This window comes from Bacillus sp. TCT6 (assembly GCF_056033845.1).
The window spans coordinates 829,299-845,738 of record NZ_JBVYHX010000001.1 but is presented as its reverse complement, the minus strand read 5'-3'; the positions used below and the strand labels follow the sequence as shown (position 1 = coordinate 845,738).

Annotated in this window: 14 protein-coding genes; 3 read left to right on the top strand and 11 right to left on the bottom strand. The window is 36.3% G+C overall.

Going from position 1 to position 16,440, the window contains the following annotated elements; translation table 11 throughout:
• Positions 1-36 precede the first annotated feature (36 nt).
• On the bottom strand, positions 37-546 hold the full coding sequence (locus tag AC0ONG_RS04195; RefSeq protein ID WP_000620472.1) for a GNAT family N-acetyltransferase: 510 nt from the start codon (positions 544-546) through the stop codon (positions 37-39).
• Positions 547-679: 133 nt separating this feature from the next.
• Between AC0ONG_RS04195 and AC0ONG_RS04190 the strand changes: the two genes are divergently transcribed.
• Positions 680-1,033 (top strand): PH domain-containing protein, encoded by a 354-nt coding sequence (locus AC0ONG_RS04190; protein WP_001068229.1) that lies wholly within the window; start codon positions 680-682, stop codon positions 1,031-1,033.
• 26 nt (positions 1,034-1,059) lie between these two features.
• Here AC0ONG_RS04190 and AC0ONG_RS04185 read toward each other — a convergent pair whose 3' ends face one another.
• The 4 genes from AC0ONG_RS04185 to AC0ONG_RS04170 all read right to left on the bottom strand — a co-directional run bounded on the left by AC0ONG_RS04185 (position 1,060) and on the right by AC0ONG_RS04170 (position 5,024).
• A complete protein-coding gene (locus AC0ONG_RS04185) occupies positions 1,060-1,365 on the bottom strand; it encodes a DUF2087 domain-containing protein (RefSeq protein ID WP_017762892.1) in 306 nt (101 codons plus the stop codon).
• A gap of 35 nt (positions 1,366-1,400) precedes the next feature.
• Complete coding sequence (locus tag AC0ONG_RS04180) at positions 1,401-1,616, bottom strand: hypothetical protein (protein WP_474203517.1); 216 nt, start codon at positions 1,614-1,616, stop codon at positions 1,401-1,403.
• Positions 1,617-1,758: 142 nt separating this feature from the next.
• Complete coding sequence (locus AC0ONG_RS04175) at positions 1,759-4,236, bottom strand: YhgE/Pip domain-containing protein (protein ID WP_017762890.1); 2,478 nt, start codon at positions 4,234-4,236, stop codon at positions 1,759-1,761.
• A gap of 215 nt (positions 4,237-4,451) precedes the next feature.
• On the bottom strand, positions 4,452-5,024 hold the full coding sequence (locus AC0ONG_RS04170; protein ID WP_000963381.1) for a TetR/AcrR family transcriptional regulator: 573 nt from the start codon (positions 5,022-5,024) through the stop codon (positions 4,452-4,454).
• 326 nt (positions 5,025-5,350) lie between these two features.
• On the opposite strand from AC0ONG_RS04170, the gene AC0ONG_RS04165 reads away from it, so the two are divergent.
• Positions 5,351-6,196: a hypothetical protein gene (locus AC0ONG_RS04165; protein WP_000984163.1), complete on the top strand. Its 846-nt coding sequence runs from the start codon at positions 5,351-5,353 to the stop codon at positions 6,194-6,196.
• Positions 6,197-6,250: 54 nt separating this feature from the next.
• Here AC0ONG_RS04165 and AC0ONG_RS04160 read toward each other — a convergent pair whose 3' ends face one another.
• Positions 6,251-6,550, bottom strand: coding sequence for a hypothetical protein (locus tag AC0ONG_RS04160; protein ID WP_001148894.1), 300 nt, complete (start codon positions 6,548-6,550; stop codon positions 6,251-6,253).
• A gap of 126 nt (positions 6,551-6,676) precedes the next feature.
• Positions 6,677-9,043, bottom strand: a complete 2,367-nt coding sequence (locus AC0ONG_RS04155; protein ID WP_017762889.1) for a DUF6359 domain-containing protein — start codon at positions 9,041-9,043, stop codon at positions 6,677-6,679.
• A gap of 241 nt (positions 9,044-9,284) precedes the next feature.
• Here AC0ONG_RS04155 and AC0ONG_RS04150 point away from each other — a divergent pair, with 241 nt between their 5' ends.
• Positions 9,285-10,637, top strand: coding sequence for a DUF4026 domain-containing protein (locus AC0ONG_RS04150; protein ID WP_000453731.1), 1,353 nt, complete (start codon positions 9,285-9,287; stop codon positions 10,635-10,637).
• Between the two features lie 51 nt (positions 10,638-10,688).
• Here AC0ONG_RS04150 and hemY read toward each other — a convergent pair whose 3' ends face one another.
• The 4 genes from hemY to AC0ONG_RS04130 form a co-directional block, all read right to left on the bottom strand.
• Positions 10,689-12,110: a protoporphyrinogen oxidase gene (gene hemY / locus AC0ONG_RS04145; RefSeq protein WP_001228108.1), complete on the bottom strand. Its 1,422-nt coding sequence runs from the start codon at positions 12,108-12,110 to the stop codon at positions 10,689-10,691.
• A gap of 19 nt (positions 12,111-12,129) precedes the next feature.
• A complete protein-coding gene (gene hemH, locus AC0ONG_RS04140) occupies positions 12,130-13,065 on the bottom strand; it encodes a ferrochelatase (RefSeq protein WP_000726782.1) in 936 nt (311 codons plus the stop codon).
• A 14-nt stretch (positions 13,066-13,079) separates the two neighbouring features.
• Positions 13,080-14,126 (bottom strand): uroporphyrinogen decarboxylase, encoded by a 1,047-nt coding sequence (gene hemE / locus AC0ONG_RS04135; protein WP_000252608.1) that lies wholly within the window; start codon positions 14,124-14,126, stop codon positions 13,080-13,082.
• A 177-nt stretch (positions 14,127-14,303) separates the two neighbouring features.
• Positions 14,304-16,421 (bottom strand): transglycosylase domain-containing protein, encoded by a 2,118-nt coding sequence (locus AC0ONG_RS04130; protein WP_000756277.1) that lies wholly within the window; start codon positions 16,419-16,421, stop codon positions 14,304-14,306.
• Positions 16,422-16,440: the final 19 nt, after the last annotated feature.

The window sequence follows — 16,440 nt, the reverse complement described above, 5'->3', positions numbered from 1 at the left end:
GGTAGGTACATTCCTTTTCTTAATACCATATATCCTTTATTCAATATAAAAGCCCATCAATACATCGTCTCCATATGATCCATCTTCATACTTTATTTGCTTTCGTTGTCTCCCTTCTTCTACAAAACCCATACGTTTGTACACTTTAATTGCCCGATCATTAACAGAAACTACACCTAAGCAAATTTTCTCTAAACCTTTCTGCCCTTTAGCCCAACTAATAAGAAATTCAATTAATTTCGTGCCGATGCCTTGATTACAATACGCCTCTTTAATCCCCATTCCCATTGTGCCTGCGTGTTGTAACCGTTCTAGTTCATATCGGTTGAAAAGTAAAAAGCCAACTACCTTCCTATCTACTTCATACACGATATAGAGATTACCTTTCTCATTGCTTTTCCGTATCTTTTCTCTTTCTGCATTACTATCATTCGGTAACTTCTTTGGGGATACTATGAAAAATTTTGTAGTAGTTTCCGATAATATAATTTCTTTTCTAATATTCATAATTGCTTCTGCATCAGTCTCTTTTACTAACCGTATCATTGAATCACCTCGTACTTTTTCTTTTTAAAAATAATATTAAAACTATAAAACGTCCAATATGCAATATTACATATTGAGAATCTTTTTACTCTTGATACAATATTCATAAATCAAAATAAAAGGAATATATGGAATGAATCCTATCTTAACAGATGCAAAACAACTATTACATAAAGAAGAAAAAATTTTATCTACTTTAAAATGTTCACTTACTGGCTATATGATTACGCATAAAGTCCCGTATCCTGGCATGTTACTTGCTACTAATCAAAGACTTCTCTTTTTTAGCCAATATAAAAACACATTCATTGCCGAATTTGATTATGAAAAAATTCTATCCATAGAAACGAAGAGAAGAATCTTTGACAAAAAAATAATATTTTACTATGAAGATGAATATATAACGCTTGGATACATTACGAGTTCGAATGTTGAAGCGTTCATAGACTTACTACAAAGAAACAGCAAGACTAGCACAGGCTTATAATCAGCGGGGATCCCCTCGCTGATTCATTATTTTAACTCCTCCCACTTCGTCCAAACTTCTCTCCCGTTTATACGGTACATACTATCCTCTCTATCCATAAACCTATGTACAATAAATTCACGTCTAATTGTACAAAAATCATCATGATATTGTTTTATAAATGTATTAATTTCTTTTTCTGTATATTGATTTTCAGCATTTAACTTGCTAACTAAATGCTCTATCAATACTAGTTTTTTCTTCTTTTGACCTGGAATCGATTTTAAACGATCCTCTTTATCGAAAAAGTTACGAATGGTCGTATCACGGAATTTCATTTCACTTTCGGTCATTTTTTATCCTCCATCGGTTTTTAAATAATACAACTTTATTGTTTATCCCTATTATTTTTCTTCATTCTTTCACTTACAACACACATAAAGTAATACCCACTAATTAGCACATAGTAAACTAAAACTATTCCTAGTGCATCTTTTATATTTATATATTTTCCTTTATGAAACAACATAGGTGAAAGGGCATAAACAAGAAAGATTATTAGCGGATTTACGATAAAATAATAAGTAAGATTGCCTTTCATCATATCAACTCCTCTATCCTATGTTTCTCTGTAAATTGTTGTAATTCCTTTTCTTTCGTTTCTATAGCTTTTAGAAAGATTTATAGATGAACCAAGGAAAAGATTCCCTCTATTAAAATAAAAAAGCACCAAAAAGGTGCTTTTTTTACGCTTCAGCCGATTGATTTTCAGCAATATTTTTAAATTGTCGTTTGTGCATCAAAGTTAAGGAAGCGATCGTTCCAAGTGATAATACAACGATAAAGATCATGAGCACTCCTATGTTTTGCCACATGAAGTCAAAGTCTCCACTCGATACGACTGCTTTCAGTCCTGATACAGAGTATGTCATCGGTAACCAAGCATTAAATGGTTGTAAAAACTTCGGAATTAACTCTAACGGGAATGTTCCAGCACTTGTTGTAAGCTGCATAATTAATGTGATGATGGCGATGAAACGCCCTGCATCACCGAATGCTGTTACTAAACATTGAATTAATGCAATAAACGCTAAACTTGTAACGATGCTAAAGAGTATGAAGTACGGAATACTTTGTACTTCTACACCTAATCCGAACAGTAATATAACATCTGCTACTATCGCTTGAATAATACCGACTGATAGTAACACGCCGAACTTACTAATAAACCAACTAAATCCTGATTTTGGAACGCCAACTGTATCACGTAATGGATATACGATTGATAATAGTAATGCCCCAACGAATAAACCGAGTGATAAGAAATACGGTGTAAATCCAGTTCCGTAGTTAGGAACTTCCGCCATTTTCTCCGTCTTCACCTTTACAGGACTTGCAAACATATCATACGTTTTATCCGTCCCTTTTACTTCACCAGTTTTTTCTGCTCCTTCGCCCAGTTTCTCAGCAAGTTCGCCTGAACCGTCGTTTACTTTCACGAGGCCATCTGTTACTTTTCCTGATCCATCTGCTAGTTTATTTACGCCGTCGATTAGCTGGGTTGAGCCTGTTGACATTTGATTTAGGCCACCATTTAGAGTACCTAAGCCAGTTGTTACTTGGCTTGAACCGTCTGTTAATTGCGTTATTCCTCCTGACATTTGATTTGCTCCCGCGGATAATGTACCTAAGCCGCCTGTTACTTTGCTTGAACCATCTGCTAATTGAGTTACTCCATCAATTAATTGATCTGACGCCTTATTTAAATTATTTGCACCTACTTTGGCATTATTTAATCCTTCACCAAATCCATGAAACTTACTTACAAATTCGTTTTGCGCATTCATTAATTTCGTAATACCATCCGTTAAAGTGTTAATCCCACCTGAATTCGGTAGTTTGTTTTGCATTTCACTTGCCTTTTGATTTATTTCACCTTTTAGTTGATTTACTTCTTCGTTTAATTGCTTTGTTCCACCCGATACTACAGCAACTTTTTGTTGAACTGTCGCTGTACTTTTTGCCGCATTTGTTATATACGGTTGTAACTGCTCTTGATATTCTTTTGGTAAACTCTCAATTTGCTTTTGTAAATTAGCTACATCTTGCGCTGCATTTTTGGCATCTCCTGCTGTTGATTGAGTAAATCCATTTAACTGATTTACGTTTTTTTCAGCTCCGTCTATTTTCTCATTTACTTTATTTAATATTGTAGGAACTTTCGCCTGCATTTCCTCTAAACCTGCAGCAGAAATTTTCACTTTACTATCTAATTCTTGCAAACCCTTTTGAATTTCTTGAGAACCTTTCTCTAATTGAATTTGCCCTCCCGCAAGTTTTTCCATGCCATTTGATAGTTCAGTTGTTCCTGTTTTTAATTCACCTGTTTTACTTGCCAATAAGCTCAAACCGTTAGTTACTTTCTCAGATCCATCACGCAATTCACTAATTCCTTTTTGCATTTCACCCGTTTTGCTACTTAACGTATTTAAACCGCTTGTTACTTTTCCTGATCCAGCTACTAACTTATTAGATCCATCTGCTAATTTCTGAGCTCCATCCTTCATCTCTCCAGACTTCCCTTGAAGTGTATGAAGGCCATCCGTCACTTTACTGGAACCATCATGCAGCTCACTTGATCCGTCGTGTAGTTTATTTGCTCCTTCCGCCCCATCTGCTAATCCTTTTGAGACGTCTTGAATAGAATCAAACATTTTCTCTGCATATGTTTTCGTTAACGTACTTGATACTTCACCTTTAATTTTTTCAATTGCTGTTCCGCCAATTTGTGAAGATAAGAAGTTTAAGCTTTCGTTTGGAATGTATTCTAAGTTTAATGGTTTTGGATCATCTTTTAATAACGTTGTAGCGTTACTTGAGAAGTCATTTGGAATGCGTACTAGCATGTAATACTTTCTACCTTCCATTCCTTTTTTCGCTTCTTTTTCACTTACAAATTCCCATTTGAAACTTGTATTATCTTTTAAGTTATCAACGAGCCCTTTTCCGACCTCAATTGGTTTCCCATCAAATACTGCACCTTTATCTAAATTGACTACCGCAACTGGTAAATCATCTAACTGTTTATACGGATCCCAAAAGGCCCATAAAAACATACCTGCATATAAAATTGGTACGAATAATACCGCGATAATTGGAATTAATATTTTTTTACTTTTTATAATTTCAGTAAACTCTTTACGAAGCAACTGATTCCATTTCATCATTTCTCCCCCTTTTCTAAATGACCGAATTGTTCATTTGGTCATTTTCTCCCAAATAAAAAGGCTATACTTATTCATACATATGCCTTATCCCCAAATTTATACTATGCAACTTTTATTCAATATGAAATTACTATTTCTATTTTCCCTCCTTAAATTAAATATATGACCATTTTGTTCATTCGGTCACTTTTTATAATAATAAAAGGATTATCTTAGTTTGACAATCCTTTTAGTAAATAAAGTTCAAATAACTCTGCAATTTTTTCTTTTTCTAGCGGTTCATGATTTTTTTCCCAATCAAAAATAAGCGATACATATAGACGAAGCATAATAAATGCTGTAATTTCGGGATCACATTTGCTAATTTCACCTTTTTCAATCGCAATCTTTAAATACGATTGAATAACAGAAACGATTTCCACATCAACTTGTTGCATGACTTCTTGTACTTCTTTCGTTCCCATATCGCGCTCTTCTTGAATTAATTTAATCATGAGCTGATGTTCTTTTCTAAATTCCAAGATGCTATATAATGCTCTATGTACATTTTCAAAAAATGAAACATCTGAACGAATTGCACTTTCTGCAACTTGCTTCATTTCTGTAATTAAATTAGAAATAATTTCACCAAATAGCTCTTCTTTATTTTTGAAAAAAGTATAAATCGTTCCTTTTCCTACATTCGCTAACTTCGCTACTTGATCCATCGTTGTTGCTTTATAACCGAACGCTGAAAAAGACTTTGTTGCAGCTTCAATAATAGAACGTTTTCGATCTATCGCCACATCTTCACCTCCAAAAATGACCAATTGGATAATATAGTCAATCAGTACACCTTTGATATTACCACACGCTTACATTCTAGACAAGTTCTCTTTTTTATTATTTCCAGTATAAAAAAATTCCAGTCAAGTTATATAATACTGTCATAGTGTATCAGAAGGAAAGAGAAAAAGAAAAGGTGTTCTTAAGATATATGATTAAACCTTACTTCACAACAACAAAATTCCTCTTTTTCAAATAATCAAATAAAAAAACAAGAAAATCTTTACAATTAATAGTAATATAGAAAATAGACAAGTTTATCAAAATAGTGGAGGCTTTTTCAGTCATGATGCGTGCGCTTCGTTTAAATATAAAGCAAGCTTTTTGTAATCGTGTTTCTTTAATTATTATGTTTAGTGGACTAGCTCTTATTTTTATTTACCATTATTATTATGTAATTCGTTACATTGGGGATGGAACGGATGCGTTTGTAACAACAGCTTTTAAATGGATTGGATTTCGCGACAATGAAATGGATGTTTATTTATTATTAATGCCCGTTATTGCTAGTTTCCCCTTTAGTACAAGTTACAATTCGGATAAATCAGATGGTTTTAAACCGTTTGTAAGTAAAGGGATTTCTTTGTTCCCTTATTCAGTAACGAAATATATCGTTACATTCTTTTGTGGCGGACTTCTTTATACATTTCCATTCATCTTATCGTTATTATTTTGCAAATTAACCATTCCAGACGGAGAACCGACGGCTGGTTCAGGCATTATAAATGATAATGGGATGTTTGCAAACTTATATTACGAATCTCCCCTCACTTACATTACTGTATATATCGGAATTAATTTTTTATTTGCAGGTTTAATGGCCCTTTTAGGACTTGCAGCATCTGCGTGGTCACAAAAGGACTATATGGCGATTCTCTTCCCATTTGCAGTTGCCTCCATTCCATACGTCCTGCTAAATACGATATTCCCTACAATAGGCGGAGCGCCTTTTCATTTATATGACCCAAAACAACCGTTGCATGGCATGTCGCCGTATATTTTAACGATGCAATGCACTTTTTTCCTTCTCGTTAGTTTATTCATGTACATACAAGGAGTAAAGCGTGATAGAAAAAAATATAGAAGAAGGTTGCAAAGAAGAGAGCGGTGTAGAAAGGCGTTTCAAGTATAATAAAACCCTAATTTCCTTACTATATTGGAAATTAGGGTTTTATTTACTATTCATTTACGGTGTACCAGCCAATCCCCATAAAATAACAACCGCTACAAAATAAATTGCTTTAATCGCCACTACTAAACATAATGAAGCAATTGCATATTTACTTAATTCTCTTCTTGCACCTATTAAAGTGAAAATAACCGCCAAACTAAATGTTATATAAGAAGTTGCTGTATGTATTAAGTTATACGTAATGTCTAAATTACTTGTAAGTCCTGTTATATCAGCTACAAACTGAAGCATGACGATCGTACTAAAAAAAATTGCAAACTGATTCATTAATTTTCCATTTATTCGTGCTTGCATCGCTGCCCTCCTAACGACTGAATATTCAATTAATTTTATCATCAGATTACAAAAAAAGGAATCATCTCTTTATACTATTGATGCAGAAACAAAAAAGAACGCTCAGTCACCTAAGCGTTCCTTTCTTTAAGAAGCTTTCTTCAAATCAATTTGAGCAAGTACTGGGTCATGATCGCTTACACGTCCGTGCTCTTTCATTATGTTTGAGTTTAAGTGCACTGGATCTACAATTGTGTGCGGTGCGATGTTGTTTGTTACTAAAATATGATCTAACACTTGTGCATTTCCTTCGTGAATGTACGTGTAACGATTCTCTTTCGGCACTGTGTTTAACATATTCTTTAAGTTTGTTCCTTCTAGTGCTTTTAGTGGTTTAGCAAACTCAAAATCGTTCATATCTCCTAACACAACAACTGGTGCATTTGTGTTCTTTTTCTGAATTCCTTGTACAAATTGATTTACTTCTTGTGCTAACTGAATTCGTTTGTCTTCACTTTTTAATACGAGCGGTTGCACTTTTCCAAATGGCGTTGCATCCCCTATTTTTGAGTTTAAGTGATTTGCAACGACAACAACGTTTTGTCCTTGGAACGTAAATTCTGCCGCTAACGGTTTACGTGTACTTTCAAATAATGAACTTTCGTCTCCAATGCGAACCACATTTTTATCAAGTAACTTCGGTACCGTCGCTAATTTCACGCGTGATGGGTTGTAGAAGAAACCGACGCGAATATTCGCTCCTGGTGCTCCTCCGTCTAGATTATTGTTTGGAGCAATTTCTACATACTCATACTTCGGTCCACGAATTTCTAGAACTGCATCAATGATACGTTTTGCGCTCAATGACGCATCTGTTGTACCGTCATTAATTGATCCGTTATTATCTTGCATTTCCTCTACACCGATAATATCTGGCATTTTTAAATTGTATTTAATAGAATACGCTAACGCTTTTACTTTTTCATCTGTTGTTTCTTTTTTATTCGCCGAGAAGTTTTCAATGTTATATGTAGCAACTGTTAACTTATCAAGACGAGGCTGAATATTTGCCCCTACTTGCTTAAATCCACCATCCACTACAGCTGGCAATTCTGTTATTGGCGAAATACGGAAAGAACCGTAATCATATCCTACTACCCCTGTTATATCTCCAGTGAAAGTATCTCCTACTTTTGCTACATAATCGCGAGGCACTTTTACAGAAAGACGCTCTGGGTTTAATCGATTTTCATCTAATAGAGGTGTGCCATATTGTGTTACTATTTTATCTCCACCATTTTTTACTGTTACATATAAATTTCCGTTTTTCTGAGGTGCAATAATTTTTGGTGTTGGCATCGTAACACGCATACCTTCTATACTTTCATAGAAGTCGATTGCATCTTCATTTGGATCAAATAAACCAAATGCATCATTATCAATAATCTGATCCGGGATTTTCACACCGTTTTCCCCAAGTACAATCGGTGCTGGTAAAGATTGATCTTTTGCGATTACAACAACGCGACTCGCCTTAATTTCTGTCGTCGTTAAGTCTGTTTCAAATCGCTCTGCATATCCTGGTCCAACATATTCTTCTACTACTCCATCAACTTGAATAAGATCTCCTACTGCTACATTCGCATCTTTTTTGTATACGTACATACCTTCTGAAGTAGCTGGATCATTATCTAGCTGATTGTCTTCTATATAAAAGCCGTTTTTATCAAGCGCTGTGACAACGCCTTCCACATTGTATACTTTCTTCCCGTTGTAAGGAGACATATGTGATTTTCCTTGAATGTCATGAATACGAACCTGTTCATTATTTACGATAATAAACGAAAACGTCGAAATTGCTGAAGAAGTAAGCCCTTCTTTTTCTGCGATTGCTTTCACTACACTATTTTCATTCACTACAATTTGTCCATTATAACGAACACTTTTATTAGTAGGATTAGAGCCATCTAACGTATAGTAGATTGTTGCCCCTTCTGTATTCGTCGTTAATGTTACCGCTGTTCCTTTAGCAACTTCTCCACCGTTCGGTGAAGCTACTACATCGCTAACACGGTTTTGGCCTTCACCTTGAAACTTATAAGCTGTTACTGATTTTAAACCTGGGTTACTAAAATATAATTCAAGAGTCCCAGTCAAACTAACTTTCTTCCCGATATTTTCAGGATGATCTTTTACATTCACTGCCGTTCTCACATCACCTTTTGGCAACTGAACAGGCATGATTTTGTCTGGATTCGTTTCGTTTGGCGAATCTGCAATTGCTACGTTTGTATCATCAAACTTAGCTGGATCCTTCGTATATTTAGAAGAACTTTGCGTATATCCAACAATGTACCCTTCCACTATCCCCTTCGTTTTCCCTTGCTGCTTAAATACTTGAATTGCTTTTTCTACTGACATAGAAGCAGTTTCTTCTGCTTGCGCTAAAGTTCCAGTAAATGAAAGCAATAGCAAGAATGATAAAAAGACACTTAACAATTTCTTCACAGCCATTTTCCTCTCCATATTTCATATTTTCTCAGCATTTCTATCATAACAAATGATTCGTTATATAGAACTATTTTTCGACAAATTTTACAAAAGATTTATTTAATTTACAAGCTTTCAACCTATAATACAAAATAATAATTTTACACCTTCTACAAATGCACTCTATAATGTTAGAGAGAGAAAACAGAAAATATCGACATTTGATTGGCATGTAAAATGGATTCATTTGAATAGGAGTGATTGGATGGAAGTGCAAACAGAAACATACCGCGCAGCTATGAATGGAACATTAGAACGTCATTTTTCAGATATGATTGCTGTTATACCAACTAGAATTACAATTGAGCAGTTAAAACAGCGGCTAGAGACTATCGCTACTAAAGTTGATGAGTTAAAAATTGTTTATAGTGATGAGACAAGCCTTATTGTTGAGTTACATATGGATGAAGCAATCATACCGTATGAACTGCATATTGATGAGGCGAATGACCCAGAAGAATACAAAATGTACAATAGACAAGATTCTACAATCGTAGATCGTAATTTTGAAGATGCGGCTTTCGGCACTGAAATTTTCACTCGTACGCTATTTGTAGGCGATGTACTGGACTGCTTTTTCCAGCAGTTACAGTTTTTATGGAATCTCGCCCCAGATTTGTTATTTGTAATCGATTCAAGTGCAGCAATGAAAGTGATATCTAGAAGCTATATTGAATATCACGTTGAAAATGAATTATTACCTGACATTCCTGACTTGTACGTTATTCATTCTGTTTATGAAGACGATAAAGATGATGAGCCTACGCAATATTGGTTTCATACACATGGTCTTTTAAGAGCAGGCGTAACTGAAATAGAGTTAATTATTCCAAATCGCATTTCTTCCTACTACGGCATTAGCGATCTCTTTCAAACATTTGCTAATAATGCGGTTGAAAATGGACAAGTCCCTATGAATGAGCCTATCGTTATCGCGCATAGTCAACAAGGTTCTATACATACAGTCGCTATTCCGTGGGAAAAAGGATTATCTTATATAGGGCATAAAACGAGTATGGACCAATTATCTTCAATCGAGGATGAAGAAGTGAAACTACAACCAATAGATGCACAAAATACTTTCTTAGGCGGAATGGATGCCCGAGATGAATACCATCAATCTCCATCCGTTCTCTTATTCAAATTTAATACTTCAGAAGAATATATTGAAAGTTTTTTCAAAGAACACGAGGAAGCTACAGGGCTCATGTTCTATAAAACAAATAGTGAAACCAATCGTATGGCTTACAATGCCAAAAATACTTTCGGGTATTTCAGCAACATTTTTCACATTGAACAATCAAATGAAGATTTTCGTTTCCTTGCTAAGTTTGGTGTCTCCTACGAAGAAGGAAAAAGTGAACATATGTGGTTTGAAATGCAAAACATTACGGAAGATTTCATTCAAGGAATACTCATTAATGAACCATATTTTATAGAAGATATGAGTGAAGGAAATAGTTATCATTTAGATTTTGATAACTTAACAGAGTGGGTTATTTATGCAGGAGATGCCGTTATAAAGCCAAATAACTTATATATGTTTATTGGCGAATAAATATTTTATATAACAAACGAAACGCCTTCAATATGATTGAAGGCGTTTCGTTTATTGTGCGATTAATTCAGCATCTATTACTTTCTCCAAATGGGATAATACACGCTTTGCAGCTTCCTCACCTTGATTAATACAATCTGGAAGTCCAGCACCAGCATAGGAGCTACCTGCCAAGTATATACCAGGCAACTCTTTCTGCATAAATGTTGTGAGCTTTTTCATTCGCTCATTATGGCCTACTGTATATTGAGGCATCGCTTCTTTCCAGCGGCTTACGATTGTAAATTCTGGATCCTCTGTAATATCCATCGTTTTTCTTAAATCTTCTAGTACGAGCTGAACGAGTTCTTCTTCAGTTTGTTCTACAACCGCTTCATCACCAGCACGTCCAACGTAACAGCGAAGGAGTGTTTTTCCTTCTGGCGTTGTATGTGGCCATTTTTTATGCGTCCACGTACATGCTGTAATCGTGTAATCGCTATTTCGTGATACGACAAATCCTGTACCATTAATATCGCGCCGGATTGCTGACTTTTGGAAAGCAAGTGCCACATTCGCAACGGATGTGGCCGGAATATTACGGAAGAAACGAAACTGCTTGTACTGAGCAAACATGGACGGCAATACTTTATGCGAAGTTGCCACTACGATGGCGTCCGCTTCTATTTCTTTTCCATTACTAAGAGTAATTGTATAACCATCACCCTGTTTTGCAACTTTTTCAATGCGAGTTCCCTTTATTATCGTACCTTCATGCATCTTTGCTTCGAGAGATTCTACGATAGATTCTAAACCTGTTTTCACTGTTTGGAAGATTCCTTTTTTCGGTTTAGCTTTCTCTTCTTTCGGAGCGAGCGTACGCATGCCGAGTGAAATACTGCGATGTTTCTGCTCAATCTGATACATTTGCGGGAATGTTGACATTAAGCTCATTTCATCAATATCCCCTGCATAAATACCCGATAGTAACGGTTCTATTAAGTTTTCAACCACTTCGTTTCCAAGACGATGTCTGAAAAATTGTCCGAGTGATTGGTCAGATACTGGCTTTGACCTCGGCATTAATAGATCAAAACCAGCTCTTAGTTTACCAATTGGGGAGAACAGCCGGGAAAATAGAAACGGCGTAATTTGCGTTGGAATTCCCATCATTGATCCATTCGGCATTTTATGTAACCGATTGTTTACGAGGATAAATGATTGACCGGCTTGATTATTTACAAGTTCATCGCCAAGACCTAATTCTTTCACTAATCTAGCTGCACTTTCTTTTCGTGCTAAGAAAGAATCCGGTCCGCGTTCAATTGTAAATCCATCTTTTCGAACGGTTTGAATTTTTCCGCCAAGTTTACCCGATGCTTCTATAAGTAATGTATCAATCGGCAAGTTTTTTTCATGAATATTTTTTTGTAAGTTATACATTGCTGTTAATCCCGTTATGCCTCCGCCGACGATCACAACTTTTTTCCTCAAGCAGGCTCCCCCTTTCTTCTTACAGTACAGATTCTTTTTTCTTTAATACAACATCTGTTAAACAATCAATAAATGCGTCCGATGCATTTGGCATTTCTGGACGATAATATTTCGCGCCAATTTCATCCGTTACAACTTTACACTCAAAGTCGTTGTCATATAAAACTTCTAAATGTTCAGCAACAAATCCAACTGGTGCATATACGAATGAAGTATAACCGTGCCTTTCATTTAGTTCTCTCGTTAAATCTTGTACATCTGGACCAATCCAAGGATCTGGTGTGTTTCCTGCACTTTGCCAGCCTACTGCATAGTTTGCTACTTCAGCTCCGCGCGCGATATAATCAGCTGTTTCATTTAATTGATCTGGATATGGATCGCCCATTGCAATAATTTTCTCTGGTAAGCTATGTGCAGATACGATTAATACTGCTTTTTCACGCTCTGCATCTGACATACCGTTATATATACCTTTCACTGCATCAACCCAGTACTGGATGAATTTCGGCTCTTTATACCAGCTATCGATGCCGTGAATTGTTAAGTTCCCAAGTTTCTCAGCTTCTTCTTGTGCTCGTCCAACGTATGATTTCACGCTAAACGTAGAATAGTGAGGTGCAAGAACAAGTGCGATTGCATCTTGTATTCCGTCGTTATGCATATCTTTCACCGCATCTTCAATAAACGGTTCAATATGTTTTAAACCAAGATACATATGGTACTCTACTTCATCTTGCACTTCATTTAAACGCTTCTCTAACTTCTTAGCTTGCTCTAATGTAATAGTAGCTAAAGGAGAAATACCACCAATTGCACGGTAACGCTCTGTTAAATCTTCCAGCATTTCAGGACTTGGCTTTCTTCCTCTGCGAATATGTGTATAGTAACGTTCAATATCTTCTTCTTTATATGGCGTTCCATATGCCATTACAAGCAAACCAATTTTCTTTTTCATACAGCAATTCTCCTTTACTTCGCTAACTGCCCTTTAGAGTATTCATGAATAAATGTAGTTAAACGTTTTAATGTATCTGGATTTACTTCTGGGAATACACCGTGTCCTAAGTTAAAGATATAACCAGGCTCTTTCATCCCTTGATCTAAAATACCTTTTACATGTTCTTCAATAACAGACCATGGCGCAAGTAAGAATGAAGGGTCCATATTTCCTTGTACCGCCTTATGAACGCCGCGTGCACGTGCTTCTTCAATTGGTAAACGCCAGTCTAAGCCGACTACATCAAGCGGTAAATCGTGCCACTCATTCACTAAGTGTGCAGCTCCTACGCCGTGCATAATCATCGGTACACCCATAGGGCGAACTTCTGCAAAAATACGCTCCATTGCTGGTTTAATAAATACGCGGTAATCTGCTACATTTACTGTTCCAACCCAAGAATCGAAAATTTGAACTGCTTTTGCTCCTGCGTTAATTTGCGCTTTTAAATATGTAATAACCATATCTGCTAGCTTATCCATTAAAGCGAACCAAGCTTTCGGCTCTGCATACATGAACGCTTTCGTATTATGGTAGTTACGAGATGGACCGCCTTCAATCATATAGCTCGCTAATGTAAATGGAGCCCCTGAAAAACCGATTAACGGTACGTCTAACATTTCTGTCGTTAATAAACGAATTGTATCTAATATGTACGGTACGTCATCTTCCGGATTAATTTCCCCTAGTTTTTCTACGTCTTGTAAAGAACGGATTGGGTTATCAATAACTGGCCCAATACCTGATTTAATTTCTACATCCACACCAATTGCAGGTAGTGGTGACATAATATCTTTATAAAGAATTGCTGCGTCTACGTTATATTGATCAACCGGCAATTTTGTAACGTAAGCACATAACTCTGGATTGTGTGTAATTTCAAATAAAGAATACTTTTCTTTAATCTTTCTATATTCCGGCTGTGAACGACCTGCTTGACGCATATACCATGCTGGTACATAATCGGTACGTTCCCCCCTACATGCTTTTAAAAATGTCTCATTTATAGTTCTTACCAAGACCCTTGCTCCCTTCCTTACCAATGCTTCGAATACGTTCGATATTTATCTTTTTTTACTATACAGCTTGTAAAAACAAAATGCATAATATTATGTACGTTGTTCATTAAATTGACACAAACATTCGTAAAAACGCTTACTATTTTCACAACATTCTTATTATAACACAGAGAAAAACTATGGTTTAGCTACTTTTGACTTTTCTCCTTCGCGATTCGTTTGTGTATTGTATGGTACAACGTAAAAGCTCGGTTTTGAAAATATGTTAACGAACTTTTCCTCATATTCTCCAGCACCATTTACAGTGCTAACATGCGTATGAATTCCGTTCTCCACTCTATAGATTCGGTACATAATTCTGTTATCTGGAAGTGGCGTCCAACTTAATTTTGCTTTAAATAAACCGAAAGGGCTAAATGATAGTTTCATTTTTACATCTTCAATTCTACGCAGCCGAATCGGAGCACCGATTGTTTCCACACCTTCAGGCTTCATAAACTTCTCTTTATGTTCTACATTAGCCTTCGTTAAAATTTTCTTAAACAATTTTGTCGCAGATGCACTTTCTCCTTGCAACTGATGTTCCTTATCCGTACGGTCATAACCAATCCAAACAGCGCCTACTAAGTTCGGTGTATAGCCGACGAACCACATATCTCTTGCTCCCTTATCGTCATTTGGCAATGAAGTTGTACCCGTTTTTCCAGCTAACGCACCGTTATATACACCTGCTCTCGCTGTCCCTTCCTTCACAACTCCTTCTAACATTTTCGTCATATACCATGCCGTCTGTTTCGAAAAAATTTTCGTCTCTACTTTCGGTGATTCCCCAATGACTGCACCGTGTCTATTTAATACTTTATCAATAACGTGCGGCTCAATAATATTGCCATTCGCTAAAAATGAACGATACATTTTTACAAGATCAAATGTTGAAACACCATTTTTCAATCCGCCAAGTGCTGTACTTAAACCAGCATCTGCAATATGAACATTTCCTTTTTCTAAATATTGTTTTCCTTCTTCTACCCCTAACTCATTTAATAGAGAAACTGCTGGTACGTTTGCCGACTCTAAAATCGCATCATACATCGTCATTTCTTTTGAATACTCATGATTATAATTTCGAGGTTCATACCCTTCAAAAGAATTTCTTTCATTCGTTAATAAAGAATACGGATTATACTTTTTCGTTTCTAGTGCTGGTGCATAAACGATAAGTGGTTTTAAAACAGATCCGGGCTGCCTTTTGGCAAAAACACGATTAAATCCTCTCGGGACGTACTTTCTTCCCCCAATCGCCGCTTTAATCCCTCCCGTACGATTATCCATTAATAAAAATGCACCTTGAGCCCCCTCTTCTTTCCCAGGAAAATTCCTTGCATCTTGAAACTGGTTATACGCTACCTTTTGAATTTTTTCATCCATAGGTACGACAAACGTATATCCTCCGCGAAGTACTTCTTGATGAGACAACCCGTATAAACGAGCGGCTTCATCTATGACCATATCAATATACGGCATATATGCAAGCTCATTTTCATCTAAGTTTTTATATAGAGCAATTATCTTCCCTTGATAACGAACGCTTTCTTCTGCAGTCAAATAGCCTTGTTTATGCATAAGTGACAACACGAGATCGCGGCGTTCCTTACTCTTCTCTGCAGAGTAGTACGGTGAATATCCGTTTGGTGACTTCGGAAGACCTGCAAGCATTGCCCCTTCCTCTACTGTTAAATCCTCAACATTTTTATTAAAATACAGCTTTGCTGCTGCTTGAATACCGTAAGCCCCATGACCAAAATAAATATGATTCATATACATTTCAAGAATTTGTTGCTTCGTATATTTTTGCTCTAATTGAAGAGAAATTGCGACTTCCTTCAATTTGCGCGTAAATGTTTTTTCACGAGTTAAAAAGACATTTTTAGCGAGTTGCTGCGTAATGGTACTACCGCCCTCTAGCTTTTCTCCAGCTAACGTATCTTTATAAAGAGCACGGAATATAGACGGATAATCAATTCCTTGATGCTCATAAAAACGAGAATCTTCCACCGCAACAAACGCCTGCTGCACATACTTCGGAATTTGCTCGATCGGTACGAGCTCCCTATTTTCTACGTATAATTTCGTAATTTCTTTCCCTTTCTGGTCAACGATACGTGATGAAGAGTGGAAAACGAGCTGCTTTTCATCCATCATATAGCCACCAGCTAACACGATAAGTTTATAGAGTACAATCGCTACTATAAACGTTGCGACGCCACCTAATAAAGTCCACTTTACTTTCTTCATACATCGGCCTTCTTTCCAA